The following is a 25,753-nucleotide window of genomic DNA, read 5'->3' as shown; positions in this document are numbered from 1 at the left end:
GGGGCCGCTAGAACTGGCGCGCTTTCCGTCCCGTCATGAACCTACTTGAAAACCACTACACAAAGCGGTCAGGCGTGGCGGGGATATGAGCGCGCGGAAACACTTAAAACTAGATGAAAACATAGATTTTATTGAGGGGGATTTTGTATTATAAAAAATAGGGGCTTACATTCTAGCAGGCGAACTAATTTGACTAAACCAAATATATTATCAGTGTTTTTTTAATGATAAATATGGGTGATTTATTGTAGGAGTATTGTGATTATATTTAGGCAAGAGTTCATTATTATTTTTGTACATCGGAGGGGTTATGGATGTTACAGCAACTGAGTCCACAATGAAAAATGTTATGGATCTTTACTATAGCTGGTTAATCCAAATGCTTGGTCCAAAGGGAAATGACAAAATAGCATTACTAAGTACGATCGTAACTCATGACATCATAAAAGATGCTCCTCTATATACTAATTATGTTTTTAGACAATTTGCAGACCGTACGGTTAGCGTGTCGCCGGAAGATTTTGGAGCTGGTAATACAAATGATAGATATTCTAGAGTTTATAGGCAGATAATTGATATTGCTGCCTCAGAACTTTATGCTAAAGCTACTCTAACATCTAAACAACAGCAGGATATTGATTATTTCTCTGGGAATATTACGGAAGCAGTTGAGGAAATTAAAAGTATTCGACAGGAGTCTAATCGCAATTGGCAAGAATATGCTAAACAAGCAGGTCTACAGCCAGGTACACCTTCGTATGAATTGGAGCGAGCGAAATATTATCAACCCTACATATCGCTAATTAAAGATCAAAGGCAGAAAATAATTACTGCGCAAGCTAAAAAGAAAGCAATATGGCTCTCGGTATTTAAGAATGATATTCCTGGGCGTGAATTGGCTGAGGTTTATGAACGAACTATTGCGGAGGATAACCAACAAGCTTTACCTACAGACATAAATATAGAAACGAAATATGGCTTAGATCCTATAACAATCGGTGCGGCGGCGGATTCTGGAATTTTTGCTTTTGAAACTGAGTTGGGATTATTACCTAGCGGGACACTAACAAAAATACTTGACATGAAAGGTGTAAGAGGTGAAACCTTTAAGCACGATGTTAAAGAAACACACAATCATGATTCAGAATGGCATGGTAACGCAAGTGGAGGTTGGGGATTGTGGCACGCTAATGCAAATGCATCAGAGGAGCACCATTTTCGCCAGTCATTGCAGAATTTAGAGAGTATCTCAATTTCTTGTGATTTTATGGGCGAGTATTGGGTAGGTAGAAGAGATTGGTTCAGTTCCACTATTTTGAATAATAAATATGTAGTTGAAGCATTAAAGAAAAATCCTTCATATTCGTATAGGCTTGCGCTTTGTATATCCTCAATGATTATAGTCAGAGGTTTGAAGGTTAAATACAAGTTCAAGAAAGTTGAAGATACTGCTATATGGTCCTCATATAACTATAGCGGCGGTGGAGGATATGGGGCGTTTGGAGTCGATTTCGGTTCTGTCAGTGGGGGGACATCAGGAAATTCGTATGATCATATCGTCGATACAACTGAAAACTCAGTAACATTCTTTGATGGCAACGATGTTTGTCGCTTAATTGCATTGAGGGTATCTCCCATTATCGACATTGATCTTAATAAAATTGCATTCGAAATGAAATTGCTAGACCAATCTACTCTAGGTCTTGAACTTATTGAATTATGGCGTAATAAAGGATCATTCACAATCCTTTCATCTATTAAAAAGAGTTAGTAATGAAAAGATTATTTATTTTTTTTATAAGCCTTTTAATTACATTCCAACTATACGCGGATGATGATGTGGTTGGCTCGAAAGAAAAATGTGGTTGTGAAAAAAAATCACCTGTATCGTATAAAAGAGCGGTAGAGTATCCTATTTGTTTTTATGACGTGGAATTAGGGGCTGTTGCTAAAGCGAAGAGTGCTTGGCCTTCTTACTCTGGAAAACTATCGAGAGTGATTTTTAATATTGTTGGGAATGAAAATGACTTTACAATAATTGATTCTAGGCGAATAGTGATAAGGACATTTTCTTGGAAGCACAGAGAAATACGTTCAATATGGCCCTCTCTTGCGTGTATTGGTCAAACAGGAGGTGGGGATTCATTAGAACGTAATACAAGATGTGTCGTCTATATCAAAAAAATGTTGAATGCAACTTCGAAAGGAATAGTACATTCAGATAGTGATCTTGCTCCTATATGCCAAACATTCTTGGATTCGAGCCCGCCATTAAATGACTCACTTGAGAAATGATTTGGAGTTTAAATTTTTGGTCTGACCGCTATAGCAAGGAAAGTCATCCTTGACCAGTTACGCTTAGGTATTAAATGTTCTATTTTGAGATGCATAATGCAATGTGATTAATATTAAATCTAATCATCCATTACATATTTCTCGAAACGAATTAAAATCTAAACAACCCATTTGTTCAACTGCTCAAACCTATTTGTAGTGGATTTAGTTCGTTGCGGACAAAGTCACGGCTGGCTTTTTCCATATCCCCAAACCCACCAACATTACTCGGCATGATCCCCATCATCTGTGGCGGAACACGGTGTGCTGCCATCATGTCATCTCGGCTCACGTTCTTGATGTTCAGAAACTCATCCTTGCCTGCGCAGTCACGGCTTGGTGTTAAGCCGCGTATTATTGGCGTGCCAGGGCACGACACGCAGGCGGTTCTGCTTGCATGTACGACAGCGGCGGTACCATTCCGCGCGGCCAGTCCGGCGTTGTGGGCGAGAATGGCCCTGAGGTTGTTAATGGGCCTGCCAATGTCACCGGCAGGAAACGGACTGCTGATCTGGCAAGGGTGGCGGCAACACTCAATCCTTCCCGGACGGAACCGGCCAGCCCTAAACAACGTCCTGAACGCGGGATAGTTCTGCCGCCTGATAATATGAACGGTCCGGCAAATCTTCCGATAATCAATCGTACTATTGAACTGGTGAAACTGGCGGCAATGGTAAGCTCCGTTCGTGATGTAACAGCCAGTCCAGAGCAACGGCCTGAAAGCAGTTTATTTCAGGCAACAAAAAACCCATCAACCTTGAACCAAAACGGCGGGGTTGATGGGCTCCACAAATTGGGGACATCAAAGAAAAGCAGTGGCACTAGTTATGACTGCCCCCTGATAAAAAAGTTCTGCGCGTAACGAAAATATTTTCCGCCACGCGCATTCTTAGGAGTTATCCGAGTCCCGGCCAGATGATGATAATCAGCGTACCCGCCAGCGTCAGCAGCACGTTAGCGATAGCATACGTGCCCGCATAGCCCAGCGCCGGGATGTTGCTGCGCGCGGTATCGCTGATGATTTCCATAGCAGGCGCACAGGTACGCGCGCCCATCATTGCCCCAAAGAGCAGGGCGCGGTTCATGCGCAGCACGTAGGCGCCGAACAGGAAGCAGATAACGACCGGCACCAGGCTGACGATAAGTCCGGAAACCAACATCTGCCAGCCGACGGCGCCCAGGCTGTGGCCAATGCCGCTACCCGCGCTCAAGCCGACGCCCGCCATAAAGACCATCAGACCGAACTCTTTCACCATGTTCAGTGCGCCCTGCGGAATGTAGCCGAAGGTCGGGTGGTTGGCTCGCAGGAAGCCCAGCATGATCCCGGCGAAGAGCAGCCCGGCGGCGTTACCGATGCCGAAGCTAAAGTTGCTGAACTGGAAGGTGATCATCCCGATCATCAGGCCAACGATAAAGAAGGCGCAGAAGGCCAGCAGGTCGGTGACCTGGCTGTGAATGGAGATAAAGCCGATGCGGTCGGCAACGGTTTTCACGCGTCGCGCGTCGCCGCTAACTTGCAGTACGTCGCCTTTGTTGAGCACGACGTTGTCGTCGATAGGCATCTCAATCTGGCTGCGGATCACGCGGTTGAGGAAGCAGCCGTGGTCGGTCAGCTTCAGCTGGGCCAGTCGGCGGCCTACGGCGTTATGGTTTTTCACCACGATCTCTTCGGTAACGATACGCATGTCGAGCAGGTCGCGGTCGAACACCTCTTTGCCGTTACGGAAGCTCGGGTCGAGACGGGCGTGGGCGTCCGGGTAACCCACCAGCGCGATGTCGTCGCCCATCTGCAGTACCGCGTCGCCGTCCGGGTTCGCCAGAATGCCGTTGCGGCGGATGCGTTCGATGTAGCAGCCCGTCTGGCGGTAAATCCCCAGCTCGCGCAGGTTTTTGCCGTCAGCCCATGCCACCAGTTCTGGCCCGACGCGATAGGCGCGGATCACCGGGAGATAGACTTTACGTTTGGAATCGGTATCGAGACCGCGCTCGCGCGCGATTTGCTGTGCGCTGGTCTGCAGATCCTGGTGCTGCAGTTTTGGCAGGTAGCGTGCGCCAACGATCAGGCTCACCAGACCAATCAGATAGGTCAGGGCGTAGCCCAGGCTCAGGTGGTCGAGGGCGGTAGAGAGCTGCGTGCCGGCCATGCCGGAATGGCGCAGGGTATCGCCGGCACCCACCAGCACGGGGGTGGAGGTCATGGAGCCTGCCAGCATACCGGCCGTTAACCCGATATCCCAGCCAAACAGTTTACCCAGCCCTAACGCGATCAGCAGCGCGCTGCCGACCATCACCAGCGCCAGCATCAGATAATTTTTGCCGTCGCGGAAGAAAATTGAAAAAAAGTTCGGCCCTGCTTCCACGCCAACACAAAAAATAAACAGCATAAAACCTAAGTTGAGCGCGTCCGTGTTAATGCTGAAGTGCTGCTGGCCTAATAATAAGGAGACGACTAAAACGCCAATGGAATTACCAAGTTGAACCGAACCCAGGCGCAATTTACCCAGGCAAAGGCCCAGCGCCAGTACCACAAATAATAACAGGATGTAATTCCCATTTAACAAGTCTGCGACGTTTATATTCACGGAGGCTAACTTCTTGTTTACCAGTAAGTTGTTGAATGAAAGGACTTTTTGGGCTACTGTTTTCTGGGTCAGGGAAAGGCGTTAACGCTCCCTGTTTCCTGCTTTATTCCCTAAAACATTAGCTGGCGTGTAGTTTAATCGCATTAGCTACTGACAGCTACTGATTATCGCATCACCCTGTGCGTACTTTGGCAAGGATTGCCGCACTGCTTTATCTGACTGGGCGTCTACCCGACGAAGGTATATTTGATAGAGATAAGTCAGGAGGATAGTTTGAACATTAAACGAAACTGGGCAGGGGTGATCAGCTGCTTTTTGCTGTTCACCGTCGTGTGCATGTCGCTCGCTTTTAATGTGAAAGGGGCATTCAGGGCGTCCGGTCATCCGGAGTTGGGGCTGCTCTTTTTTACGCTACCGGGTGCCGCAGCCAGTTTTCTCTCCCGTAAAGGGGAGGTGGCAAAACCGCTGCTGGGTGCCATACTGGCTGCGCCGCTGTGTCTGCTGCTGATGCGCTTGCTGTATGTGTCGACGAGAAGTTTCTGGCAGGAGCTGGCGTGGTTGATGAGCGCCGTATTCTGGTGCGCTCTTGGCGCGCTCTGCTACTTATTTGTGCGCAGCCTGCTTCTACACCGACGGCACCCCAAATAAAAACGCCCTCAGGGTGAGGGCGTCTTCGCATTACTGGGCGGCAAACAGGCCCAGATGCTCTTTGGCGTAAGCTTCAAAGTCAGTGCAGCCGCCGATGTGTTTCTGATCGAGGAAGATCTGCGGTACGGTTTCAACCGGCTTGCCGACGGTTTTTTCGAGATCCGCTTTGGTTATGCCTTCCGCGTGGATATCCACGTAGCGGAAGTTGAAGTCATCGCGCTCTTCGGTCAGTTTCTCAGCCAGCTCTTTCGCGCGCACACAGTAAGGGCACCCTGGACGACCAAAAATTACTGCAAACATTTCTCTCTCCTCAAAAAACAAGCCTGACGGCGAATAGGACATATAGTGCCCGATAACCAGCCGCCATTAAAGAAGGTTTCGCCTGTCGCTTTGATACAGTCAGGCTATGTTTCGCCAATTACACCGCGCAAATCATTGCCTATACTGGCTGCCATACGTATTTAGCAAGACAAAGAGAGACAAGATGACACCAACGATTGACCTGCTCCAGTCCCACCGCTCCATTCGCCACTTCACCGATGAGCCGATAACCGAGGCGCAGCGTACCGCGATTATTGACAGCGCCAGGGCGACCTCCAGCTCCAGCTTTCTGCAGTGCAGTTCCATTATCCGCATTACCGACAAGGCCATGCGTGAACAGCTGGTCACGCTGACCGGCGGGCAGAAGCATGTGGCCCAGGCGGCAGAGTTCTGGGTGTTCTGCGCCGACTTTAACCGTCACCTGCAGATCTGCCCTGAGGCCGAGCTGGGGCTGGCCGAACAGCTGCTGCTGGGCGTGGTGGATACCGCGCTGATGGCGCAAAACGCCTTCACGGCGGCGGAGTCGCTGGGATTAGGCGGCGTGTACATCGGTGGCCTGCGTAACAACATTGAAAGCGTGACCGAGCTGCTGAAGTTGCCAAAACACGTCCTGCCGCTGTTCGGCCTGTGCCTCGGCTGGCCTGCGGATAACCCGGATCTGAAGCCGCGCATTCCTGCCGCGATGCTGGTGCACGAAAACCACTACCAGCCGGTCGATCAGGACGTCCTGAATCAATATGACGAAGAGCTGGCGAACTACTACCTGACGCGCGGCAGTAATAACCGCCGCGATACCTGGACTGACCATATTCGTCGCACCATCATTAAAGAAAATCGCCCGTTTATTCTTGATTACCTCCACAAACAGGGATGGGCGACGCGATAGTCCATTCCTCCTGCGCCTGCCTGCGTATATGATACGCAGGCTTTTTCCATGTCTTCAGAGAGGTGCAGGGTGAAAATTGCCATATTGTCCCGGGATGGAACGCTCTATTCATGTAAACGCCTGCGTGAGGCGGCGGCGAAACGCGGGCATCAGGTTGAGATCCTCGACCCGATGTCCTGCTATATGAACATTGACCCGGCCGCCTCGTCGATTCACTACAAAGGCCGCAAGCTGCCGCACTTTGATGCCGTGATCCCGCGCATCGGCTCTCAGATCACCTATTACGGCACCGCCGCGCTGCGCCAGTTCGAGATGCTGGGCAGCTATCCGCTCAACGAATCCGTCGCCATTTCGCGCGCCCGCGACAAGCTGCGCTCGCTGCAGCTGCTCGCCCGTCAGGGGATCGATCTCCCCGTCACGGGGATTGCCCATTCACCGGACGACACCAGCGATCTTATCGATATGGTGGGCGGCGCGCCTTTGGTGATTAAGCTGGTGGAAGGCACGCAGGGCATTGGCGTGGTGCTGGCGGAAACGCGTCAGGCGGCGGAAAGCGTCATTGACGCCTTTCGGGGCCTCAATGCCCACATTCTGGTGCAGGAATACATTGAAGAGGCGAAAGGGCGCGACATCCGCTGCTTCGTGGTCGGCAATGAGGTGGTGGCGGCCATTGAGCGCCAGGCGAAAGAGGGCGATTTCCGCTCTAACCTTCACCGCGGCGGCGTGGCGCGGGTAGCCGATATTAGCGATCGCGAACGGGAAATTGCCGTCAAAGCGGCGCAAACCCTGGGGCTGGACGTGGCGGGCGTAGACCTTCTGCGGGCGACGCGCGGGCCGCTGGTGATGGAGGTGAACGCCTCGCCGGGGCTGGAAGGCGTGGAAAAAACCACAGGTGTCGATATTGCGGGTAAAATGATCTCATGGATCGAGCGTCATGCCACGCCGGGCTACTGTCTGAAAACGGGCGGTTAAATGGTATTGAACGCACTTTTTGCGTACCCTATGCACAGATTATATTGAAGAGGCTGCACAGCGATGGATTTACAGGTCGTACCTACACTGGATACGTTACGTCAATGGCTTGATGATGCCGGAATTACATTCTTCGAATGCGATTCCTGCCAGGCGCTGCATCTGCCTCATATGCAGAATTTCGACGGCATTTTCGATGCCAAAATCGATCTCATTAACGACGTGATCCTTTTCTCCGCGCTGGCCGAAGTGAAGCCGTCCGCGCTTCTGGCGCTGGCCTCCGACCTGTCAGCGATCAACGCCAGTTCTTTGACGGTGAAAGCATTTCTCGACATACAGGATGATAATCTGCCAAAACTGGTCGTTTGCCAGTCTTTATTCTCCGGTGCCGGGCTGTCGTTCAAGCAGTTCTCCTGGTTTATGCGCTTGAGCGAAGAGCAAATTTCCATGGTCATGATGGAAGCCAATGCACACCATCTGCTGTATAGCGCGGAAGATGATGCAGAGAATAATGATGCATCTCCCAATTTTCTTCACTAAGCCTGTCTGACTTTTGCGCAGTCGCTGCCATAGCGGCTGCAGAAGGCCATTTTTTCAGCTGCTTTTAACCTTTCTTTAAAGAATTTTTCACCTCCCTGAAGGCCGTTTTGGCTTATCACGTAAACATAACCTGCATAAAAAATTGATAAAAGGCGTTTTTTCGTCTGGGCTATAGCCGGAGACACGGGCTACAGTTATTCTTGCGATGCTTAAAAAAGCGAGCGGAAGCTGCCGGGTAAAGAGGTTTCTTTTTATTTTGGGCAGAGCGACAAACTATGCATGATTATTGCATATCTTCAGATTGCACAGTTTTAGTTCGTTTGTTAACGAGCTTTCAGAAGGAATAAAGATATGATCGCCTTGAATAAAAAATGGTTATCGGGTCTGGTTGCGGGTGCTCTGATGGCCGTCTCTGCCGGCACGCTCGCTGCGGAACAAAAAACGCTGCACGTTTACAACTGGTCTGACTATATTGCGCCGGACACGGTGGCGAATTTTGAAAAAGAGACCGGCATTAAAGTGGTCTACGACGTTTTCGATTCCAACGAAGTGCTGGAAGGAAAACTGATGGCGGGCAGCACCGGGTTTGATCTCGTGGTGCCTTCCGCAAGCTTCCTCGAGCGCCAGCTGACGGCAGGCGTCTTCCAGCCTCTGGACAAGAGCAAGTTACCGAACTGGAAAAACCTCGATCCGGAAGTGCTGAAGCTGGTGGCGAAGCATGACCCGGACAACAAATACGCCATGCCTTACCTGTGGGCGACCACCGGTATCGGCTACAACGTGGATAAAGTCAAAGCGGTGCTCGGCCCGGACGTCAAGCTGGACAGCTGGGACGTGGTGCTGAAGCCTGAAAACCTTGAGAAGCTGAAAAGCTGCGGCGTCTCCTTCCTCGATGCGCCGGAAGAGATTTTCGCGACCGTGCTGAACTACCTGGGCAAAGACCCGAACAGCAGTAAAGCCGATGATTACACCGGTCCGGCGACCGATCTGCTGCTGAAGCTGCGTCCAAACATTCGTTACTTCCACTCGTCTCAGTACATCAACGACCTGGCGAACGGCGACATCTGCGTCGCGATCGGCTGGGCAGGGGACGTGTGGCAGGCGGCTAACCGCGCAAAAGAGGCGAAAAACGGCGTGAACGTCTCTTACTTCATTCCGAAAGAGGGGGCGCTGGCCTTCTTCGACGTCTTCGCGATGCCGGCTGATGCGAAGAACAAAGACGAAGCCTATCAGTTCCTCAACTACCTCATGCGTCCTGAGGTGATCGCCCACATCAGCGACCACGTTTACTACGCGAATGGTAACAAGGCCTCCGTGCCGCTGGTAAGCGAAGACATCCGTAACAACCCGGCTATCTATCCGCCGGCGGATGTGTTCGCCAAGCTCTTCACCCTGAAAGTTCAGGATCCAAAAATTGACCGCGTGCGTACCCGCGCGTGGACCAAGGTGAAAAGCGGTAAATAACCCTTTGTCACAGGCCGGGGAAGCGAAACGCCCCGGCAACAGGCGCACCGTTCTGGTGCGCCTGCACCATGTTTTGATTTCTGCCGGAGAACACCCCGTGAATGACGCGATCCCCCGCCCGCAGGCGAAAGTCCGTAAAGCGCTGACCCCGCTTCTTGAAATTCGTAACCTCACCAAATCTTTTGATGGCCAGCATGCCGTGGACGACGTCAGCCTGACTATCTATAAAGGCGAAATTTTTGCCCTTCTGGGGGCTTCTGGCTGCGGTAAATCGACCCTGCTGCGTATGCTGGCCGGTTTTGAACAGCCCACCGCCGGGCAAATCATGCTCGATGGTGTGGATCTCTCCAGCGTGCCGCCGTATCAGCGCCCGATTAACATGATGTTCCAGTCCTACGCGCTGTTCCCGCACATGACGGTGGAGCAGAACATCGCCTTTGGCCTGAAGCAGGACAAGCTGCCGAAGGCCGAAATTAACGCGCGCGTGGCCGAAATGCTGAGCCTGGTGCACATGCAGGAGTTCGCGAAGCGCAAACCGCACCAGCTCTCCGGCGGCCAGCGCCAGCGCGTGGCCCTGGCCCGCAGTCTGGCAAAACGCCCGAAACTGCTGCTGCTCGACGAACCGATGGGCGCGCTGGATAAAAAACTGCGCGACCGTATGCAGCTCGAAGTGGTGGATATCCTCGAGCGCGTGGGGGTGACCTGCGTGATGGTGACCCACGACCAGGAAGAGGCGATGACCATGGCCGGGCGTATCGCGATCATGAACCGCGGGAAGTTCGTGCAGATCGGCGAGCCGGAAGAGATTTATGAGCATCCGACCACCCGCTACAGCGCGGAGTTTATCGGCTCGGTCAACGTTTTCGAAGGGCTGCTGAAAGATCGTCAGGAGGATGGCCTGGTCATCGAATCGCCGGGGCTGCAGCATCCGCTTAAGGTCGATCCTGACAACTCGGTGGTGGATAACGTGCCGGTCTACGTCGCGCTGCGTCCGGAGAAAATCATGCTCTGTGAGGATCCGCCTGCCGATGGCTATAACTTTGCCGTGGGCGAAGTGGTGCACATTGCCTATCTGGGCGACCTGTCTATCTACCACGTGCGGCTGAAAAGCGGGCAGATGCTCAGCGCGCAGCTACAGAATGAACATCGCTACCGCAAGGGGCAGCCAACATGGGGTGACGAAGTGCGCCTGTGCTGGGATGCTGACAGTTGCGTCGTGCTGACGGTATAAGGAGCGGCAAATGAGTGCACTTGAACCTCCAGCCCGCGCAGAAAAGCCGGGCGGCCTTGCCCAGTGGCTGACGCGCATGCAGATGAACCACGGCCGCAAGCTGGTGATTGCCATGCCGTACGTGTGGCTGATCCTGCTGTTCCTGCTGCCGTTTCTGATTGTTTTCAAGATAAGCCTGGCGGAAATGGCGCGGGCGATCCCGCCCTATACTAACCTGCTGGACTGGGCCGACGGGCAGCTGACGCTGACGCTTAACCTCGGCAACTTCCTGCAGCTCACCGACGACCCGCTCTATTTCGAAGCCTATCTGCAGTCGCTGCAGGTGGCGGCGATTTCGACGCTCTGCTGTCTGGTGATGGGCTACCCGCTGGCGTGGGCGGTGGCGCACAGCAAACCGTCGACGCGTAACATCCTGCTGCTGCTGGTGATCCTGCCGTCGTGGACCTCGTTCCTGATCCGCGTTTATGCCTGGATGGGGATCCTGAAAAACAACGGCGTGCTGAATAACTTTCTCATGTGGCTTGGGGTTATCGATCAGCCGCTGACGATCCTGCACACCAACCTCGCGGTCTATATCGGCATTGTGTACGCCTATCTGCCGTTTATGGTGCTGCCGATCTACACGGCCCTGACGCGCATTGATTACTCGCTGGTGGAAGCGTCGCTCGATCTCGGCGCCCGCCCGTTAAAAACCTTCTTCAGCGTCATTGTCCCGCTGACCAAAGGCGGCATTATCGCCGGGTCAATGCTGGTCTTTATCCCGGCGGTAGGGGAGTTTGTGATCCCGGAACTGCTCGGCGGCCCGGACAGCATCATGATTGGCCGCGTGCTGTGGCAGGAGTTCTTCAATAACCGCGACTGGCCGGTGGCCTCGGCGGTAGCGATTGTTATGCTCCTGCTGCTGATCGTGCCGATCATGTGGTTCCACAAGCATCAGCAGAAACAGATGGGAGACCACGGATGAACAACTTACCGGTAGTGCGCTCCCCGTGGCGGATAGCGATCCTGGTTATCGGCTTTACCTTCCTGTATGCGCCGATGCTGATGCTGGTGATCTACTCCTTCAACAGCTCCAAGCTGGTGACGGTCTGGGCAGGCTGGTCGACGCGCTGGTACAGCGAGCTGTTCCACGACGATGCGATGATGAGCGCGGTGGGGCTGAGCCTGACGATTGCCGCCCTGGCGGCGACAATGGCGTCGGTGCTGGGCACGATCGCCGCGCTGGTGATGGTGCGCTTCGGGCGTTTTCGCGGCTCGAACGGGTTCGCGTTTATGATTACCGCGCCGCTGGTTATGCCGGACGTGATCACCGGTCTCGCGCTGCTGCTGCTGTTCGTGGCCCTGGCGCACGCCATCGGCTGGCCGGCGGATCGCGGCATGCTTACCATCTGGCTGGCGCACGTCACCTTCTGTACGGCCTACGTGGCGGTAGTGATCTCCTCGCGCCTGCGCGAGCTGGATCGCTCCATTGAAGAGGCGGCGATGGATCTTGGCGCGACGCCGCTGAAGGTCTTTTTCATCATTACCCTGCCGATGATTATGCCGGCGGTGATCTCCGGCTGGCTGCTGGCGTTTACGCTGTCGCTGGACGATCTGGTTATCGCCAGCTTTGTCTCCGGACCGGGCGCGACGACGCTACCGATGCTGGTCTTCTCCAGCGTGCGCATGGGGGTCAACCCGGAGATCAACGCCCTGGCTTCCATCATCCTCGGCGTGGTCGGAATTGTCGGATTTATCGCCTGGTATTTGATGGCGCGCGCGGAAAAACAGCGCGTGCGCGATATCCAGCGTGCAAGACGCGGCTGAAGGATTTAAAATTTCCAGTGATGTGCCGCGCATGACGCGGCACTGTTTTTCAGGGAAGTAAAACATTGGGATTATTAAAGAAATCACGTACTACGCACGCGCGACCTAACGTACCTGCTCTGGTTCAGGTGGCGGCGCTCGCCATTATTATGATCCGCTGCCTGGACGTGCTGATGATTCTGAACACCCTGGGCGTGCGCGGCATCGGTGAATTCATTCACCGCAGCGTGCAGACGTGGAATCTGACGCTGGTCTTTTTGAGCAGCCTGGTGCTGGTGTTTATCGAGATCTACTGCGCGTTTTCGCTGGTCAAAGGGCGCAACTGGGCGCGCTGGGTCTATCTGCTAACGCAAATTACCGCCGCAAGCTATCTGTGGGCCGCCTCGCTGGGATACGGCTACCCGGAGCTGTTCAGCATTGCCGGTGAATCCAGGCGCGAGATCCTGCGCGCGCTGTTTATGCAAAAACTGCCGGATATGCTGGTGCTCTGTCTACTCTTCGTTCCGGCCTCAAGCCGGCGGTTCTTCCGCCTGCAATAATGTGTATAATCGCAGCCCTCGTGATTCTTAAGGTTTTCATATGCAGTGTGCACTCTATGACGCCGGACGCTGCCGCTCCTGTCAGTGGATAGAACAGCCGGTCTCTCAACAACTCACCGCCAAAATGGCCGACCTGCAACAGCTGCTGGCAGCGCACGCGGTGGGCGAGTGGTGCGCACCCGTCAGCGGCCCGGAGCAGGGCTTTCGTAATAAAGCCAAAATGGTGGTCAGCGGCAGCGTTGAAAAACCGCTGCTGGGAATGCTGCACCGCGACGGCACGCCGGAAGACTTAACCGACTGCCCGCTGTATCCCGCCTCCTTTGAGCCCGTCTTTGCCGCGCTGAAACCGTTTATCGCGCGTGCAGGGTTAACGCCTTACAGCGTCGCCCGCAGGCGCGGCGAGCTGAAATACCTTCTGCTGACGGAAAGCCAACTCGACGGCGGCATGATGCTGCGCTTCGTGCTGCGTTCGGAAGCCAAGCTCGAGCAGCTGCGCGCGGCGCTGCCGTGGCTGCAGGAACAGCTGCCGCAGCTGAAGGTCATTACGGCGAATATTCAGCCGGTGCATATGGCGATCATGGAAGGGGAAAAAGAGATTTTCTTCAACGACCAGCACGCGCTGGCCGAAAACTTCAACGGCGTGCCGCTGTGGATCCGCCCGAAAAGCTTCTTCCAGACTAACCCAACCGTGGCTAGCAGCCTGTACGCCACCGCCCGCGATTGGGTTCGTGCGTTAAACATCCATCATATGTGGGATCTCTTCTGCGGCGTGGGCGGCTTTGGTCTGCACTGCGCCACGCCAGAGATGCAGCTCACCGGAATAGAGATTTCTGCCGAAGCGATAGCCTGCGCGAAACAGTCCGCCGCCGGGCTGGGGTTAACGAATCTGCACTTCCAGGCGCTGGACTCCACTCAGTTTGCGACCGGCCAGGGCAACGTGCCGGAGCTGGTGCTGGTCAACCCGCCGCGCCGCGGCATCGGCAAGGCGCTGTGCGACTACCTGAGCCAGATGGCGCCCGAGTACATCGTCTATTCCAGCTGTAATGCCCAGACCATGGCGAAAGACATTGCCAGCCTGCCGGGCTACCGCATTGAACGCGTTCAGCTTTTCGATATGTTCCCGCACACTGCGCACTATGAAGTGTTGACGTTGCTCGTGAAATCTTAAACAAAATGTGAACTCTTCCCCCGCTCGAAATCAGGTAAGCTTACGTCATAAGAGATGAATAAAGGCTTACCCATGAAGCAGATCCTGCTGGTGGAAGACGACCACGATATCGCGGCGCTTCTGCGACTCAATTTAGAAGACGAAGGCTATGTCATCACCCACGAGCCCGACGGGGGCAAGGCCTTACTGCGCCTTGAAAAACAGCCGTGGGATGCGGTGATCCTCGACCTGATGCTGCCCAGCGTTGACGGTCTGGAGATTTGCCGCCGAATCCGTCAGATGACGCGCTACCTGCCGGTGATCATCATCAGCGCCCGCAGCAGCGAGACCGACCGCATTACCGGGCTGGAAACCGGCGCCGATGATTATCTGGCTAAGCCGTTCTCGGTGCAGGAACTCATTGCGCGCATCAAAGCGCTGTTCCGCCGCCAGCAGGCGATGGGGCAGGCGCAAACCGACGGTCAAATTCAGGCCCACGGTCTGACCATCGATCCGCTGGCGCGCAGCGTGCTGCTGCACGGTCAGGTGGTGGATCTCACCCCGCGCGAGTTCGAGCTGCTGTACTTCTTTGCCCGTCATCCCGGCGAGGTCTTTTCGCGTCTGGCGCTGCTGGAGCAGGTCTGGGGCTATCAGCACGATGGCTATGAGCACACCGTTAACACCCATATCAACCGCCTGCGCATCAAGATTGAGAAGGACGCAGCCGAGCCGGAGATTATTCGCACCGTCTGGGGCAAGGGCTATAAATTTGCGGAGCCAAATCATAATGCGCCGCTTTAGCCTGAGTCAGCGCCTGACGCTGCTGTTCATCCTGCTGATGATGCTCTGCGCCACCGTCGCCTGCGCGGTACAGCTCTACACCAGTACGCAGTACGGTAACGCGATGGTGCAGCGGCTGTCGGGCGGGCTGGCGCAGCAGATAGTCCAGCGTGAACCGATTCTGGACGCGCAGGGCAGGGTCGACCGAAGGGCTCTCAAGCCGCTGTTCGATCGGCTCATGACCTTTAATCCGAGCGTTGAGCTGTACGTTGTCTCCCCGGACGGCGATATCCTGGCCGATGCCGCACCGCCGGGCCACATTCAGCGACAAAAAATCGATCTGGCCCCGGTTCAGACCTTCCTGAGCGGTACCGCCATACCGGTCCTGGGCGACGATCCTCGCAGTCAAAATAAAAAGGTCTTTAGCGCCACGCCGCTGCGGCAGGACGGCGAGCTTAAGGGCTACCTGTACATTATTTTGCAGGGCGAGGAGTCAAACGCCCTGGCGGAAATGGCCTGGCATAAGGCGCTTTGGAGCACGGTGCTGTGGTCAATGCTGTGGGTCGCGCTGTTTGGCCTGCTGGCAGGTTTACTGGTCTGGTACTGGGTCACGCGCCCGGTAAAACAGCTGACGGTGGAGGTCGCCGGGCTGGAGCAGGACAGCATCGGCGCTATCAGACAGCTGGCGGCGCAGCCATCGGACGCGGCGGCCAAGGATGAAGTGGCGATCCTGCGCAACAGCTTTATCGAGCTGGCACGCAAAATCACCCGCCAGTGGGACCAGCTGGCCGACAGCGACCGCCAGCGCCGGGAGTTTATCGCCAACATTTCGCACGATCTCCGTACGCCGCTGACCTCGCTGCTGGGCTATCTGGAAACCCTGTCGCTAAAATCCGCCACGCTGACGCCGCAGGAGCACCAGCAGTATCTTGCCACCGCGCTGCGTCAGGGACAAAAAGTCCGTCATCTTTCGCAGCAGCTGTTCGAGCTGGCGCGCCTTGAGCACGGCGGCATTAAGCCGCAGCGCGAGCGTTTCGCGATGGGGGAGTTAATTTCCGACGTGGCGCAGAAGTTTGAGCTCACCGCCCGCACGCGAGAAGTGAATCTGCATATTGACTTGCCGGGACCGCTGCCGCTGATTAACGCCGACGTGTCGATGATCGAACGCGTGGTGACCAACCTGCTCGATAACGCGATGCGCCATACGCCATCTGGCGGGGAAATTCGTCTGGCGGTCTGGCAGGAGAATGAACGGCTTCAGGTCGAAGTGGCTGACAGCGGAACGGGCGTGGATGCCTCGCTGCGCGACGATCTGTTCCAGCGGCCGTCGGCGTTGAATACCCAGGCATCGCGGGAGAATCGCGGCGGGCTGGGGCTGTTAATCGTGAAACGTATGCTGGAGCTGCACGGCGGCGGGATCAGGCTGATGGAGTCGGTGAGCGGGGCGCGGTTCAGGTTCTTTGTGCCGCTGTGAGAGAGTGCCGGGTGGCGGCTTCGCCTTACCCGGCCTACAGACTACCACCCCCGTAGGCCGGGCCACCCGGCAAAAAAATCTTACTGCGGGAACCACTGCTCGCTGATTTTCTGATACGTACCTTCAGCTTTAATCGCTTTCAGCGCGCCGTTCAGTTTTTCCAGAAGGGCCTTGTTATCCGGACGTACCGCGATGCCCAGACCCGTGCCGAAGTACTGCGGATCGGTCACTTTCTCGGTTGCGGTGCCCAGCTGCGGATTGGTTTTCAGCCATTCGTTCACCACGGCGGTATCGCCGAACACGCCGTCGATGCGGCCATTTTTCAGGTCGATAATCGCGTTCTGGTAGCTGTCATAGGCCACGGTTTTCACTTCAGGATGCTTGTCCTGGAGGTACTTCTGGTGCGTGGTGCCGTTTTCCATCCCAATGCGTTTGCCTTTCAGCTCGTCAAAGGATTTATAAGCACCTTTCTTCGCAATCACCACCGCCGAGTTGGCGTAGTACGGGTCGGTGAACGCGACCTGCTTGCTGCGTTCAGGCGTGATGTCCATCCCGGAGATCACCGCGTCGTATTTTTTGAACTTCAGCGACGGGATCAGGCTGTCAAAAGCATGGTTAGTAAAGGTGCAGTCGGCCTGCATTTGTTTGCACAGCGCTTTTGCCAGATCGATATCGAAACCGACGATCTGGTTGCTGGCATCCAGCGATTCAAACGGCGGATAGGTGGCGGACACGCCGAAATTGATTTTATCCGCAGCGGATGCGCCAGCTGCGAAGGTTGCGAGTAATGCGGCCAGAACTAACTTTTTCATTGTAATGCTCCCGTCTGTCTTATTTATGTGCCGTGTCTGCGGCCTGGATGTACAATGCCAGTTAATGAATTTATATGCAATAAAAATGATTAAATATTATGTCTGTTGTAAAAAAAAGCGGATAACCCATCAGGTTATCCGCTCCATGAATACCGTTTTATGCATTCGCGTGGTTAATTTCTGCGCTCAAATGCCAACGCTTTACGCTCGATCAGGCGCATCATCAGCGTCAACAGGCCGTTAACCACCAGATAGACCACGCCTGCCGCACCGAACACCATCACGTCATAGGTGCGCCCGTACAGCAGCTGTCCGTGACCCATCACCTCCATCAGGGTGATGGTGTAGGCCAGAGAGGTACTCTTGAACACCAGCACCACTTCGTTGGAGTAAGAGGAGAGCGCGCGCTTAAAGGCGTACGGCAGCAGGATCGCCAGCGTGTCTTTCTTGCTCATGCCCAGCGCCCCGCAGGACTGCCACTGTCCTTCAGGAATGGCGCGGATCGCCCCGTAGAACAGCTGGGTGGTATAGGCCGCACTGTTGAGCGAAAGGGCAATCAGGGCACACAGCCACGGTTCAGAGAGCAGATGCCAGATAACCGGATACTCCTGCAGCGACGGGAACTGGCCCGGGCCGTAGTAAATCAGGAAGATCTGCACCAGCAGCGGCGTACCGGTAAACAGGGTGATGTAGCCGCGCACAATCCACACCAGCACCGGCGTTTTCAGCGTCAGAATGATGGTGAAGACAAGGGCCAGGATCAGCGCCACGATAATGGACGCCACGGTCAGCGTCAGGCTGGTGTGCAGCCCTTTCATCAGCTCGGGGAAATATTCAAGCATCAGCCTGGTCTCCGTTCAAAGCGCGTCGCTCGCAGGTCAATACGCTTGAGGATGTACTGACTGAGCAACGTGATCACCAGGTAGATAGCCGCCGCCACAATGTACCAGGTAAAAGGCTCCTGGGTGCGGGTGGCGATGCTTTTGGTTTGCAGCATCAAATCGTTAACGCTTATCAGGCTCACCAGCGCGGTATCTTTCAGCAGCACCAGCCACTGGTTGCCGAGGCCCGGCAGGGCATGGCGCCACATCTGCGGCATAACCAGACGGAAGAAGATCGCTGATTTCGACAGGCCTAACGCCTGACCCGACTCCCACTGACCCTGCGGCACGGCTTTCAGCGCACCGCGCAGGGTTTGCGACGCGTACGCGGAGTAGAGCAGGGAGAGGGCAATCACGCCGCACAGGAACGGGCTGACGTCGAAGTTTTCAATCTGCATCTGCACCGGGATCTGCGCAAAGCCAAGATTGATTGTGAAACCGTCTGACAGCGTCAACAGCAGCTGTGAGGAGCCGAAATAGATAAACAGGACCACCAGAATTTCCGGAAGCCCACGCAGCACGGTGACCAGCGCGGAGCCTGTCCAGGCGACGGGGAACCATTTCGCGGATTCCCACACCGCAAAGAACATCGCCAGCACGAGGCCGATAATCAGTGCGCAAACGGCAAGGCCGACGGTCATCCCGGCGGCGCTTGCTAAAGGAAAAATTTCATTCATCAGGAATTACTTCTGGAACCATTTTTTGTAGATGGTTTCGTAGGTGCCGTCTTTCTTCACTTTTTCCAGCGCAGCGTTGAATTTCTGCTGCAGCTCAGTGTTGCCCTGACGAACGGCAATCCCCAGACCGGTACCGAAGTAATCCTTATCGGTCACTTTGTCGCCCACTGGCGCCAGTTTATCGTTGGCTTTTAGCCACTCGGTCACGACCGCGGTATCACCAAATACGCCGTCGATACGGCCATTTTGCAGATCCAGCTTCGCGTTCTGGTAGCTGTCATACGGAACGGTGGTGATTTCCGGGTGTTTATCCATGATGAATTTCTGGTGCGTGGTGCCGTTCTGCACGCCAACTTTTTTGCCTTTCAGCTGATCGACAGAGGTGAATTTACCTTTCTGACCAATGAACAGGGCTGAGTTGTCGTAGTAAGGGATGGTGAACAGCACCTGCTTTTCACGCTCCGGGGTGATGTCCATACCGGCCATCACGGCGTCGATACGGCGGAACTTCAGGCTTGGGATCAGGCTGTCGAACGCCTGGTTGCTGAAGGTACAGGTCGCGTCGATCTCTTTACACAGGGCGTTAGCCAGGTCCACATCGAAGCCAACAATTTTGTTGTTCGCATCAATCGACTCAAACGGAGGGTAAGAGGCTTCCGTGGCGAAACGAATGGTCTGGGCTGCGGTAGCAGAAAGGGTAACGCCAGCAAGCAGCACGGCAAGTAATACTTTTTTCATTATATTTCCCCTGACACAATCAATGAGATAAATAGTTTTTGAAGGCATCGGTTTGCGGGTTCGCGAAGCAGCTCGCATCACCTTGCTCAACGATATACCCGTTTTCCATGTAGACCACACGGCTGGCGGTTTTACGCGCCACTTCCACTTCGTGGGTGACGATAACCTGCGTAATATTGGTTTCCGCCAGCTCGCGAATGATGCTGACGATCTGAGCGGTAATTTCCGGGTCCAGCGCCGCGGTTGGCTCATCAAACAGCAGTACCGCAGGCTCCATCATCAGCGCGCGGGCAATGGCTACGCGCTGCTGCTGACCACCGGAAAGGTGCAGCGGATAGCGGTCGCTGTAGGGCTTAAGGCGCAGACGATCCAGCAGCTTTTCGGCGCGCGCGATCGCCTGATCCTTGCTTAACCCAAGCACTCGGCACGGCGCTTCAATCAGGTTTTGCAGGACGGTCAGATGCGGCCAGAGATTGTATTGCTGGAAGACCATGCCGACGTTTTGACGCAGTTCGCGAATCGCTTTATCAGACGGCGTTTTCGCGAAATCAAAATGGTTACCGGCAATTGCCAGCGTACCTGAACGGGGCATTTCAAGCAGATTAAGGACGCGCAGAAGGGAGCTTTTGCCTGCACCGCTTGGGCCAAGCAAAACCAGCGTTTCGCCTTCCGGGCAGTTCAGCGTGATGTCAAACAGCGCCTGGTGTGCGCCGTAGAAGCAGTTAATGCCGTTTAGTTTAATACTCATCGGGGCAGTCTTTACTCATCCAGGCAATCTATAGCAATTGAGGCCGCAGATAGTACCGTTGACAGAATAGTTATGCAATATTTATGCGTTAAAAGTTAAATATAACCCGTGTTTCCTCTTAAACATAGCACAAAATAGCGAACGGTAAGGTCGGTGAGTATAAATGTCGGCATTCCGCATGAAATGCCGCACATTTTACGGGGGTTACCAGGTTATATCGGCGGGTTTAGCGATTCTCAATCGACTGGCGAAGCGTGCCTGCCGGGGCATGAACGCTGCCGCCAACGTAGCGCACGTCATCAACCGCCCAGCACTGTCCTTCACGGATCATCAGTACTTCATCCTGCCAGGTTTGGGTTCCCTGCGTCAGCTTCACGCGCAGCGGAATATTGCGGGCATCGGTATTCGGGATGGTTGACGCGCTGGCCACCTCGGCGCTGTCCGGCAGCGTGGTACGGCTGGAGAACGGATCGGATTTCAGCAATGTGTTGTGCTGAGGATCGCGGGTGGCGTCGTTAAGCAGTTTTGCCAGACCGTCGCTCAGATACGGGCGCAGGCCGGTGAGATCGTTGCTGCGGTGCTGAATGCGATAATCATAGAACTGCTGCGCCACGGCGTCCGGGCCGCCCTCAATGCAGGGGCCGCTGCGGGTACCGATATCCTTAAAGGCTGGCGTGACCGTGGTGGTACAGGCGCTGAGCACCAGCGCGCAGGGCACCAAAAGTGTTAAAGCAGAATAGCGCATGTTGATTTCCTTATTTATTAACTATCCTTTCAATCATAGCGTAACGAACCGATAATGCTGTGCCTAAGGCATTGAACGCTAAAGAAGGAGAGAAACCATGCAGTTTTCAACAACGCCAACCCTGGAAGGGCAGACAATAACCGAGTATTGCGGTGTGGTTACCGGCGAAGCGATTCTCGGTGCCAATATCTTCCGCGACTTTTTTGCCGGTATCCGCGATATCGTTGGCGGCCGCTCGGGCGCATACGAAAAAGAGCTGCGCAAAGCGCGTGAAATCGCCTTTAAAGAGCTTGGCGAGCAGGCGGAAGCCCTCGGCGCTGATGCGGTCGTGGGGATTGATATCGACTACGAAACGGTCGGAAAAGATGCCAGCATGCTGATGGTGAGCGTAAGCGGTACGGCGGTGAAAACCCTCCGATGAGGCGTTCGCTTGCCACGCTCCTGCTGGCGCTGCTGCTGGCAGGATGCGTCACGGAAAAAGGGATTATCGACAAAGGCGCCTACGAGCTGGACACGCGCCATCAGGCGCAGGCGGCTTACCCGCGCATCAAGGTGCTGGTAATCCACTACACCGCGGATGACTTTGACAGCTCGCTGGCCACGCTGACTGATAAGAACGTCAGCTCTCACTATTTGATCCCGGCTAAACCCCCGGCACCAGACGGTAAGCCGCGTATCTGGCAGTTGGTACCCGAAAGCGAACTGGCCTGGCATGCGGGCATCAGCTTCTGGCGCGGCACCAACCGGATTAACGATACGTCGGTCGGCATTGAGCTTGAGAACCGCGGCTGGCAAAAAACGTCGGGCGTTAAGCATTTTACGCCGTTTGAGCCTGAGCAAATTGCGGCGCTGGTTCCGCTCGCCAAAGACATTATTACCCGCTACAACATCAGGCCTGAAAATGTGGTAGCCCATTCGGACATCGCCCCGCAGCGCAAAGACGATCCCGGCCCGCTGTTCCCGTGGCAGGCGCTCGCCATGCGGGGCATCGGCGCGTGGCCCGACCCGGCGCGGGTGGTGTTTTACCTGAACGGCAAGCCGCGCGATGAGCTCGTGGAGCCGAAGGTGCTGCTCGATCTGCTGGCGCGCTACGGCTATGAGGTGACCGATAACATGACGAACGCACAGCAGAAGCGCGTTATCGTCGCGTTTCAGATGCATTTTCGCCCGGCGCGCTGGGACGGCGTGGCCGATCGCGAAACGCTGGCTATCGCGGAGGCGCTGTTAGAGCGCTACGGGCAGGGGTAATCCTTCGGGTTACCCGACGCCACTTTACACGATCTTCTTTTGGACTGATTTGTTAATCACATTCACGGTGTAAATGTTTTATAGTTTCCTCAGTCGAAATTACTCGCAAACGTGGTTGACAATATATCAGTACGACAAATAAGAAATACGGATGTTCTAACGTCTTAGCTTTACCTTACATTTGTTAAATGGACTACGCATTTATGCGCTGTGATTGCACACGTTCACCTTTTTCAATTCAATATTAATAGGTATAACAATGTTAACTATCTACAGTAAAAATAGCCGTCCACAAGCAGAACTTGACGCCCTTATCGCGGCAACTGAAGGTTTTGAAGAAAGAACCTTACGCAAATGGCAGCGTATCAGTACCGAGAGCAACGAAGATATTCATTTTATCGTTAGCGGTGAAGTTGAATTCCGCCGCGAGTCGGATGAACTGTGTATGTTCACCTTACAGAATAAATGTATTTTTGGTCTCTCCTCTATTTATTACAACTCAACGCATATGTACGGCCTGGTTCGTGCCAATACCGTGGTGCGCACCATTAAAAAAGATGATTTTGTCCGTCTGATAAGCGAAAAAAATCTTTGGGAAGCCTTGAGTAAAGTTCTCTCCTGGTACGTTTGCCTGCTCAGCAAGCGTGACGAAGTGCTGGTGGCCCGCAGCGCCTACTCGATTGTTCGCGAATTCTTGCTGGAAATTAACGAAATGATGGTGCACCATCAGCGCGATATTAATATTTATGACTATATTCAGGAATATACCAGCCTGGCCCGCAGTACCATTATTAAAATCCTCGCTGACCTGAAGAAAGGTAATTATATTCAGGTTGAGAAAGGTCGTCTTATGTATTTATCAGCATTGCCAGAGAAATATTAATCGCTTTTATCTCCTTTTTAACTGAAAGGGGGGCTATGTTTCAGTAAATTATTTGCCTGCGTTCCTGACGTGGTTTCATCCACGGGAGGCGTGGGCATTTTCCCCTGCGAATAATCTTTTTCCTGTTCTTTTAACGCCTTCAACAATAATGCCTTGATCGCTCCGTCATCAACAGTCTGACCGGTATTATCCTGTTCGGGGATAGCAGAATTCTTCACTTCTGTTCCTGGCAATATATCCCGGGAAATATCATGCGGCATTTCACCGTCGGGCGCCTGCTGCCAGTCGGCATCGCCGCTATCAATGGGCATCTCGTGCAGCGGCGGCATCTCTTTGGTCACCGGTTCTTGCTTTGGTTCAGGCTGCGGGAACGGTTTACTGACATAGACATAATGCATATCCGATAGCATCGTTTCTGGCTTAACGGCGCTTGCTTTTACTGGCTCAGGTACGGGATGCCGCAGATCCCAGTAGAGATGAGCATAGAGTCCCGCAGCGATCGTCATCACTATTCCCACCACCCAGATCAGGGTGGCACAGACCACTTTTTTCAGCGAGGGGCGCCGGTAAGAAAACCATACCGGTGCGTTCAGGGTAGCGCTGCGCTGGGCAGCCAGAGTAATTGTCGACATTATGAATGCTTCTCCTGCGCGTTGGGGGTCGCAGATATATTTGCGGACTGAATAAGTACGCTTGGCGTAGTCCGGGTTTCACGCATTAACTGCATCAATGTATCTTCACCCGCAATCCCGTCCACATGCAGATGCATTTTCTGCTGAAACTCGCGGGTACGTTGCATCAGTTCGGCCGTCCACACCTTTGTGTGGGTTTCGGGTAGATTCAGCGCCAGGCTAAGCTGCTGATCTATCCAGCCCAGATCTTTGGCGCTGCTTTCGGCGCTCACGGCATCTTTCCCCTGCGGTGTAAGGCGGTGCAATTGAGTGTAATTGCCCGTAGCATGCTGGTTAAACCAGCTGCGGCTTACCTGCCAGGTGCGATTATTCATCAGCAGATCCAGCGATTTATCATCTACTCTGGCCACCACGGCATAGTTCAGATGATCGCCTGTTTTGATCTCGCCGATCCACGGGTAACCCTCTTTTGCCAGCTCTTCGACCGGAGCGCTGCCCTCCTTACACATCAGGTTGACCTGCCCGGCGTTCTGGCAGAGCGCCTCTTCCATCGTGGTGTCATAACCCCACATGGTATAGAGCTGATGCATCGCATCGGGCTTATTCACCACTTCATTATCAATAATCGGCACCGCTGGGGCGTCGGTTTTTGGTGCCTGCGGTTTCCAGCTGGCCATCACGGGCAGCTGTACCGGCAGTCTGGCGGTAATGGTGGGCATCAATGTCCAGCCACAGGCGGCAAACAGTACGGAGGCAAAAAGGCCCATAACGGCAAGGCGTTTGCCCTTCGGTTTCGCCGGCAGAACTTCTCCTGCGGCGAGGCGCAGATGGCGCGGCGATACCTGCGCTGAACGTTCGGTCCAGGCGGCTAGCATTGCAAGGTGCGCCAGCTCGTTGAGTTTGCCTGTCTGTCCTTTGGTCAGAACATGCATCTTGCGCATGCGGGCCCGGGTGAACGGCGTCGCGTCGCTGCCATGCGCTTCACACTGGGCCTGAACATAGCTCAGGGACTCGCGGCAGGTGAGGGGCCGGAGTGTGTGATACGTATGAAGAGATTCACGCAACCCGGACTGCTGGAGGGCAGCTTCCTGGTCGGCCGATCCCATCAGCACAACCGACAGAGGCACATCAAGCTCCTGCGCGCGGGTTAACAACATGGACAGAGCGTCGTGGCAATTCGCTTTCATTGACTGAATATGCGAAATGACCAGCACTTTACGTGTGGTTTTGCGGGACAACATCTCGTCCTTCCACTGACGCAGTACAGCATCAATAGCCTGGATCCGGGTTTTGCTCTCTTTAGTGGTGGTGTTGAGTTTATAGAGCAGGCCGCTGGCGCTGAGTTTCGGGAAGGCGTTAATGGCAAGCAGCGTGCCGTCATGCTTTTTCAGCGCATCGCAAAACTGCGAGACGAGAAAGTTGTCGTCGCTCAAGAGCGCAGTGACGCCTGTTGTCTGGCACTTCTCTTTCAGCAAACCGAACACATCCTGATGATACGGAACAAAAAAATCACCTGGCATCCGGGTGATAGTCCGGAAAGGCTGGGTAGTGAAATTAAAATGGCGCATATACATAGCGTATTACCGTCTCTTTGATTCATAGCAAGGAGCCGGAAAAGTAAAGGATATAGGCGGCAGGGGCAATTTGAATGCAGGATAAAAATAT

Annotated in this window: 27 protein-coding genes and 3 pseudogenes; 19 read left to right on the top strand and 11 right to left on the bottom strand. The window is 54.2% G+C overall.

What is annotated here, in order from left to right; all coding sequences use genetic code 11:
• The first annotated feature begins 310 nt into the window (after positions 1–310).
• Both UTM25_RS15395 and UTM25_RS15390 read left to right on the top strand, forming a co-directional pair.
• The gene (locus UTM25_RS15395) at positions 311–1,771 is read left to right on the top strand and encodes a hypothetical protein (RefSeq protein WP_194399928.1); all 1,461 of its coding nucleotides are present in this window, start codon (positions 311–313) and stop codon (positions 1,769–1,771) included.
• A 2-nt stretch (positions 1,772–1,773) separates the two neighbouring features.
• Positions 1,774–2,295: a hypothetical protein gene (locus UTM25_RS15390; RefSeq protein ID WP_194399929.1), complete on the top strand. Its 522-nt coding sequence runs from the start codon at positions 1,774–1,776 to the stop codon at positions 2,293–2,295.
• A 158-nt stretch (positions 2,296–2,453) separates the two neighbouring features.
• Here UTM25_RS15390 and UTM25_RS15385 read toward each other — a convergent pair.
• Positions 2,454–2,659 (bottom strand): annotated as a pseudogene (locus UTM25_RS15385) (Presumed portal vertex protein); the annotation flags it as partial.
• Between UTM25_RS15385 and UTM25_RS15380 the strand changes: the two are divergent.
• Together UTM25_RS15380 and UTM25_RS15375 are read left to right on the top strand one after the other, a co-directional pair.
• A pseudogene (locus UTM25_RS15380) lies at positions 2,610–2,723 on the top strand (hypothetical protein); the annotation flags it as partial. The pseudogenes UTM25_RS15385 and UTM25_RS15380 sit on opposite strands and share 50 nt — an antisense overlap.
• A gap of 2 nt (positions 2,724–2,725) precedes the next feature.
• Positions 2,726–2,863, top strand: a pseudogene (locus tag UTM25_RS15375) (hypothetical protein); the annotation flags it as partial.
• 367 nt (positions 2,864–3,230) lie between these two features.
• Here the strand turns inward: UTM25_RS15375 and UTM25_RS15370 are convergent.
• Complete coding sequence (locus UTM25_RS15370) at positions 3,231–4,916, bottom strand: aspartate:alanine antiporter (protein ID WP_023335058.1); 1,686 nt, start codon at positions 4,914–4,916, stop codon at positions 3,231–3,233.
• Positions 4,917–5,189: 273 nt separating this feature from the next.
• On the opposite strand from UTM25_RS15370, the gene UTM25_RS15365 reads away from it, so the two are divergent.
• The gene (locus tag UTM25_RS15365; protein WP_023335059.1) at positions 5,190–5,564 is read left to right on the top strand and encodes an inner membrane protein YbjM; all 375 of its coding nucleotides are present in this window, start codon (positions 5,190–5,192) and stop codon (positions 5,562–5,564) included.
• A gap of 30 nt (positions 5,565–5,594) precedes the next feature.
• On the opposite strand, the gene UTM25_RS15360 is transcribed toward UTM25_RS15365, so the two are convergent.
• On the bottom strand, positions 5,595–5,864 hold the full coding sequence (locus UTM25_RS15360) for a GrxA family glutaredoxin (protein ID WP_006809455.1): 270 nt from the start codon (positions 5,862–5,864) through the stop codon (positions 5,595–5,597).
• A gap of 184 nt (positions 5,865–6,048) precedes the next feature.
• Here UTM25_RS15360 and nfsA point away from each other — a divergent pair, with 184 nt between their 5' ends.
• The 11 genes from nfsA to UTM25_RS15305 all read left to right on the top strand — a co-directional run bounded on the left by nfsA (position 6,049) and on the right by UTM25_RS15305 (position 16,724).
• Entirely contained in the window at positions 6,049–6,771 is a 723-nt protein-coding gene (nfsA, locus tag UTM25_RS15355; protein ID WP_194399930.1) for a nitroreductase NfsA, read from the top strand.
• Between the two features lie 69 nt (positions 6,772–6,840).
• Positions 6,841–7,743 (top strand): 30S ribosomal protein S6--L-glutamate ligase, encoded by a 903-nt coding sequence (rimK, locus tag UTM25_RS15350; RefSeq protein ID WP_048990925.1) that lies wholly within the window; start codon positions 6,841–6,843, stop codon positions 7,741–7,743.
• 63 nt (positions 7,744–7,806) lie between these two features.
• Positions 7,807–8,283, top strand: coding sequence for a YbjN domain-containing protein (locus UTM25_RS15345; RefSeq protein WP_014169308.1), 477 nt, complete (start codon positions 7,807–7,809; stop codon positions 8,281–8,283).
• Between the two features lie 351 nt (positions 8,284–8,634).
• Positions 8,635–9,747, top strand: coding sequence for a spermidine/putrescine ABC transporter substrate-binding protein PotF (potF, locus tag UTM25_RS15340; RefSeq protein ID WP_194399931.1), 1,113 nt, complete (start codon positions 8,635–8,637; stop codon positions 9,745–9,747).
• A 97-nt stretch (positions 9,748–9,844) separates the two neighbouring features.
• A complete protein-coding gene (potG, locus tag UTM25_RS15335; RefSeq protein WP_023310932.1) occupies positions 9,845–10,978 on the top strand; it encodes a putrescine ABC transporter ATP-binding subunit PotG in 1,134 nt (377 codons plus the stop codon).
• A 10-nt stretch (positions 10,979–10,988) separates the two neighbouring features.
• Positions 10,989–11,942 (top strand): putrescine ABC transporter permease PotH, encoded by a 954-nt coding sequence (gene potH, locus UTM25_RS15330; protein ID WP_103142217.1) that lies wholly within the window; start codon positions 10,989–10,991, stop codon positions 11,940–11,942.
• Positions 11,939–12,784, top strand: coding sequence for a putrescine ABC transporter permease PotI (gene potI, locus UTM25_RS15325; RefSeq protein WP_023310934.1), 846 nt, complete (start codon positions 11,939–11,941; stop codon positions 12,782–12,784). Before potH ends, potI begins: the two co-directional genes overlap by 4 nt.
• A gap of 65 nt (positions 12,785–12,849) precedes the next feature.
• The gene (locus UTM25_RS15320) at positions 12,850–13,323 is read left to right on the top strand and encodes a YbjO family protein (protein WP_194399932.1); all 474 of its coding nucleotides are present in this window, start codon (positions 12,850–12,852) and stop codon (positions 13,321–13,323) included.
• A 40-nt stretch (positions 13,324–13,363) separates the two neighbouring features.
• Positions 13,364–14,491, top strand: a complete 1,128-nt coding sequence (gene rlmC, locus UTM25_RS15315; RefSeq protein ID WP_194399933.1) for a 23S rRNA (uracil(747)-C(5))-methyltransferase RlmC — start codon at positions 13,364–13,366, stop codon at positions 14,489–14,491.
• A 72-nt stretch (positions 14,492–14,563) separates the two neighbouring features.
• A complete protein-coding gene (locus UTM25_RS15310; RefSeq protein ID WP_194399934.1) occupies positions 14,564–15,271 on the top strand; it encodes a response regulator transcription factor in 708 nt (235 codons plus the stop codon).
• The gene (locus tag UTM25_RS15305) at positions 15,255–16,724 is read left to right on the top strand and encodes an ATP-binding protein (RefSeq protein WP_194400103.1); all 1,470 of its coding nucleotides are present in this window, start codon (positions 15,255–15,257) and stop codon (positions 16,722–16,724) included. The genes UTM25_RS15310 and UTM25_RS15305 overlap by 17 nt, the downstream gene beginning before the upstream one ends.
• Positions 16,725–16,804: 80 nt before the next feature.
• Here UTM25_RS15305 and artJ read toward each other — a convergent pair whose 3' ends face one another.
• The 6 genes from artJ to UTM25_RS15275 all read right to left on the bottom strand — a co-directional run bounded on the left by artJ (position 16,805) and on the right by UTM25_RS15275 (position 21,325).
• Positions 16,805–17,536 (bottom strand): arginine ABC transporter substrate-binding protein ArtJ, encoded by a 732-nt coding sequence (gene artJ / locus UTM25_RS15300; RefSeq protein WP_194399935.1) that lies wholly within the window; start codon positions 17,534–17,536, stop codon positions 16,805–16,807.
• Positions 17,537–17,709: 173 nt separating this feature from the next.
• On the bottom strand, positions 17,710–18,378 hold the full coding sequence (gene artM, locus UTM25_RS15295) for an arginine ABC transporter permease ArtM (RefSeq protein WP_194399936.1): 669 nt from the start codon (positions 18,376–18,378) through the stop codon (positions 17,710–17,712).
• Positions 18,378–19,094: an arginine ABC transporter permease ArtQ gene (gene artQ / locus UTM25_RS15290; protein ID WP_023310941.1), complete on the bottom strand. Its 717-nt coding sequence runs from the start codon at positions 19,092–19,094 to the stop codon at positions 18,378–18,380. The genes artM and artQ overlap by 1 nt, the downstream gene beginning before the upstream one ends.
• Positions 19,095–19,100: 6 nt before the next feature.
• Positions 19,101–19,832 (bottom strand): arginine ABC transporter substrate-binding protein ArtI, encoded by a 732-nt coding sequence (gene artI, locus UTM25_RS15285; protein WP_194399937.1) that lies wholly within the window; start codon positions 19,830–19,832, stop codon positions 19,101–19,103.
• 19 nt (positions 19,833–19,851) lie between these two features.
• Positions 19,852–20,580, bottom strand: coding sequence for an arginine ABC transporter ATP-binding protein ArtP (gene artP, locus UTM25_RS15280; RefSeq protein ID WP_023310942.1), 729 nt, complete (start codon positions 20,578–20,580; stop codon positions 19,852–19,854).
• A 226-nt stretch (positions 20,581–20,806) separates the two neighbouring features.
• The gene (locus UTM25_RS15275; RefSeq protein ID WP_045403666.1) at positions 20,807–21,325 is read right to left on the bottom strand and encodes a lipoprotein; all 519 of its coding nucleotides are present in this window, start codon (positions 21,323–21,325) and stop codon (positions 20,807–20,809) included.
• A 97-nt stretch (positions 21,326–21,422) separates the two neighbouring features.
• On the opposite strand from UTM25_RS15275, the gene UTM25_RS15270 reads away from it, so the two are divergent.
• The 3 genes from UTM25_RS15270 to UTM25_RS15260 all read left to right on the top strand — a co-directional run bounded on the left by UTM25_RS15270 (position 21,423) and on the right by UTM25_RS15260 (position 23,456).
• Complete coding sequence (locus UTM25_RS15270) at positions 21,423–21,746, top strand: heavy metal-binding domain-containing protein (protein ID WP_023310944.1); 324 nt, start codon at positions 21,423–21,425, stop codon at positions 21,744–21,746.
• Positions 21,743–22,573, top strand: a complete 831-nt coding sequence (locus UTM25_RS15265; RefSeq protein ID WP_194399939.1) for an N-acetylmuramoyl-L-alanine amidase — start codon at positions 21,743–21,745, stop codon at positions 22,571–22,573. The genes UTM25_RS15270 and UTM25_RS15265 overlap by 4 nt, the downstream gene beginning before the upstream one ends.
• Positions 22,574–22,832: 259 nt before the next feature.
• Positions 22,833–23,456 carry a helix-turn-helix domain-containing protein gene (locus tag UTM25_RS15260; RefSeq protein WP_194399940.1) on the top strand — a complete coding sequence of 208 codons (624 nt, stop codon included), beginning with the start codon at positions 22,833–22,835 and terminating at the stop codon, positions 23,454–23,456.
• A 17-nt stretch (positions 23,457–23,473) separates the two neighbouring features.
• Here the strand turns inward: UTM25_RS15260 and UTM25_RS15255 are convergent, their stop codons facing one another.
• Both UTM25_RS15255 and UTM25_RS15250 read right to left on the bottom strand, forming a co-directional pair.
• Entirely contained in the window at positions 23,474–24,088 is a 615-nt protein-coding gene (locus tag UTM25_RS15255) for a hypothetical protein (RefSeq protein ID WP_194399941.1), read from the bottom strand.
• On the bottom strand, positions 24,088–25,662 hold the full coding sequence (locus UTM25_RS15250) for an ExeA family protein (protein ID WP_194399942.1): 1,575 nt from the start codon (positions 25,660–25,662) through the stop codon (positions 24,088–24,090). The genes UTM25_RS15255 and UTM25_RS15250 overlap by 1 nt, the downstream gene beginning before the upstream one ends.
• Positions 25,663–25,753 lie beyond the last annotated feature (91 nt).

Origin of the sequence: Enterobacter sp. 61D5, from assembly GCF_034107965.1 — a bacterium.
GTDB lineage: Bacteria > Pseudomonadota > Gammaproteobacteria > Enterobacterales > Enterobacteriaceae > Enterobacter > Enterobacter cloacae_M.
This window is presented reverse-complemented; position numbering and strand designations above follow the sequence as displayed.

What these genes read in the sequence shown, in the direction of transcription:
- UTM25_RS15275 (WP_045403666.1), bottom strand. Translation starts at nt 21,325, where the DNA reads ATGCGCTATTCTGCTTTAACACTTTTGGTGCCCTGCGCGCTGGTGCTC.
- potF (WP_194399931.1), top strand. Translation starts at nt 8,635, where the DNA reads ATGATCGCCTTGAATAAAAAATGGTTATCGGGTCTGGTTGCGGGTGCT.
- artI (WP_194399937.1), bottom strand. Translation starts at nt 19,832, where the DNA reads ATGAAAAAAGTATTACTTGCCGTGCTGCTTGCTGGCGTTACCCTTTCT.
- UTM25_RS15360 (WP_006809455.1), bottom strand. Translation starts at nt 5,864, where the DNA reads ATGTTTGCAGTAATTTTTGGTCGTCCAGGGTGCCCTTACTGTGTGCGC.
- UTM25_RS15260 (WP_194399940.1), top strand. Translation starts at nt 22,833, where the DNA reads ATGTTAACTATCTACAGTAAAAATAGCCGTCCACAAGCAGAACTTGAC.
- potH (WP_103142217.1), top strand. Translation starts at nt 10,989, where the DNA reads ATGAGTGCACTTGAACCTCCAGCCCGCGCAGAAAAGCCGGGCGGCCTT.
- UTM25_RS15395 (WP_194399928.1), top strand. Translation starts at nt 311, where the DNA reads ATGGATGTTACAGCAACTGAGTCCACAATGAAAAATGTTATGGATCTT.
- UTM25_RS15390 (WP_194399929.1), top strand. Translation starts at nt 1,774, where the DNA reads ATGAAAAGATTATTTATTTTTTTTATAAGCCTTTTAATTACATTCCAA.
- nfsA (WP_194399930.1), top strand. Translation starts at nt 6,049, where the DNA reads ATGACACCAACGATTGACCTGCTCCAGTCCCACCGCTCCATTCGCCAC.
- artJ (WP_194399935.1), bottom strand. Translation starts at nt 17,536, where the DNA reads ATGAAAAAGTTAGTTCTGGCCGCATTACTCGCAACCTTCGCAGCTGGC.
- UTM25_RS15310 (WP_194399934.1), top strand. Translation starts at nt 14,564, where the DNA reads ATGAAGCAGATCCTGCTGGTGGAAGACGACCACGATATCGCGGCGCTT.
- artQ (WP_023310941.1), bottom strand. Translation starts at nt 19,094, where the DNA reads ATGAATGAAATTTTTCCTTTAGCAAGCGCCGCCGGGATGACCGTCGGC.
- UTM25_RS15255 (WP_194399941.1), bottom strand. Translation starts at nt 24,088, where the DNA reads ATGTCGACAATTACTCTGGCTGCCCAGCGCAGCGCTACCCTGAACGCA.
- potI (WP_023310934.1), top strand. Translation starts at nt 11,939, where the DNA reads ATGAACAACTTACCGGTAGTGCGCTCCCCGTGGCGGATAGCGATCCTG.
- UTM25_RS15265 (WP_194399939.1), top strand. Translation starts at nt 21,743, where the DNA reads ATGAGGCGTTCGCTTGCCACGCTCCTGCTGGCGCTGCTGCTGGCAGGA.
- UTM25_RS15250 (WP_194399942.1), bottom strand. Translation starts at nt 25,662, where the DNA reads ATGTATATGCGCCATTTTAATTTCACTACCCAGCCTTTCCGGACTATC.
- UTM25_RS15270 (WP_023310944.1), top strand. Translation starts at nt 21,423, where the DNA reads ATGCAGTTTTCAACAACGCCAACCCTGGAAGGGCAGACAATAACCGAG.
- artP (WP_023310942.1), bottom strand. Translation starts at nt 20,580, where the DNA reads ATGAGTATTAAACTAAACGGCATTAACTGCTTCTACGGCGCACACCAG.
- UTM25_RS15345 (WP_014169308.1), top strand. Translation starts at nt 7,807, where the DNA reads ATGGATTTACAGGTCGTACCTACACTGGATACGTTACGTCAATGGCTT.
- artM (WP_194399936.1), bottom strand. Translation starts at nt 18,378, where the DNA reads ATGCTTGAATATTTCCCCGAGCTGATGAAAGGGCTGCACACCAGCCTG.
- rlmC (WP_194399933.1), top strand. Translation starts at nt 13,364, where the DNA reads ATGCAGTGTGCACTCTATGACGCCGGACGCTGCCGCTCCTGTCAGTGG.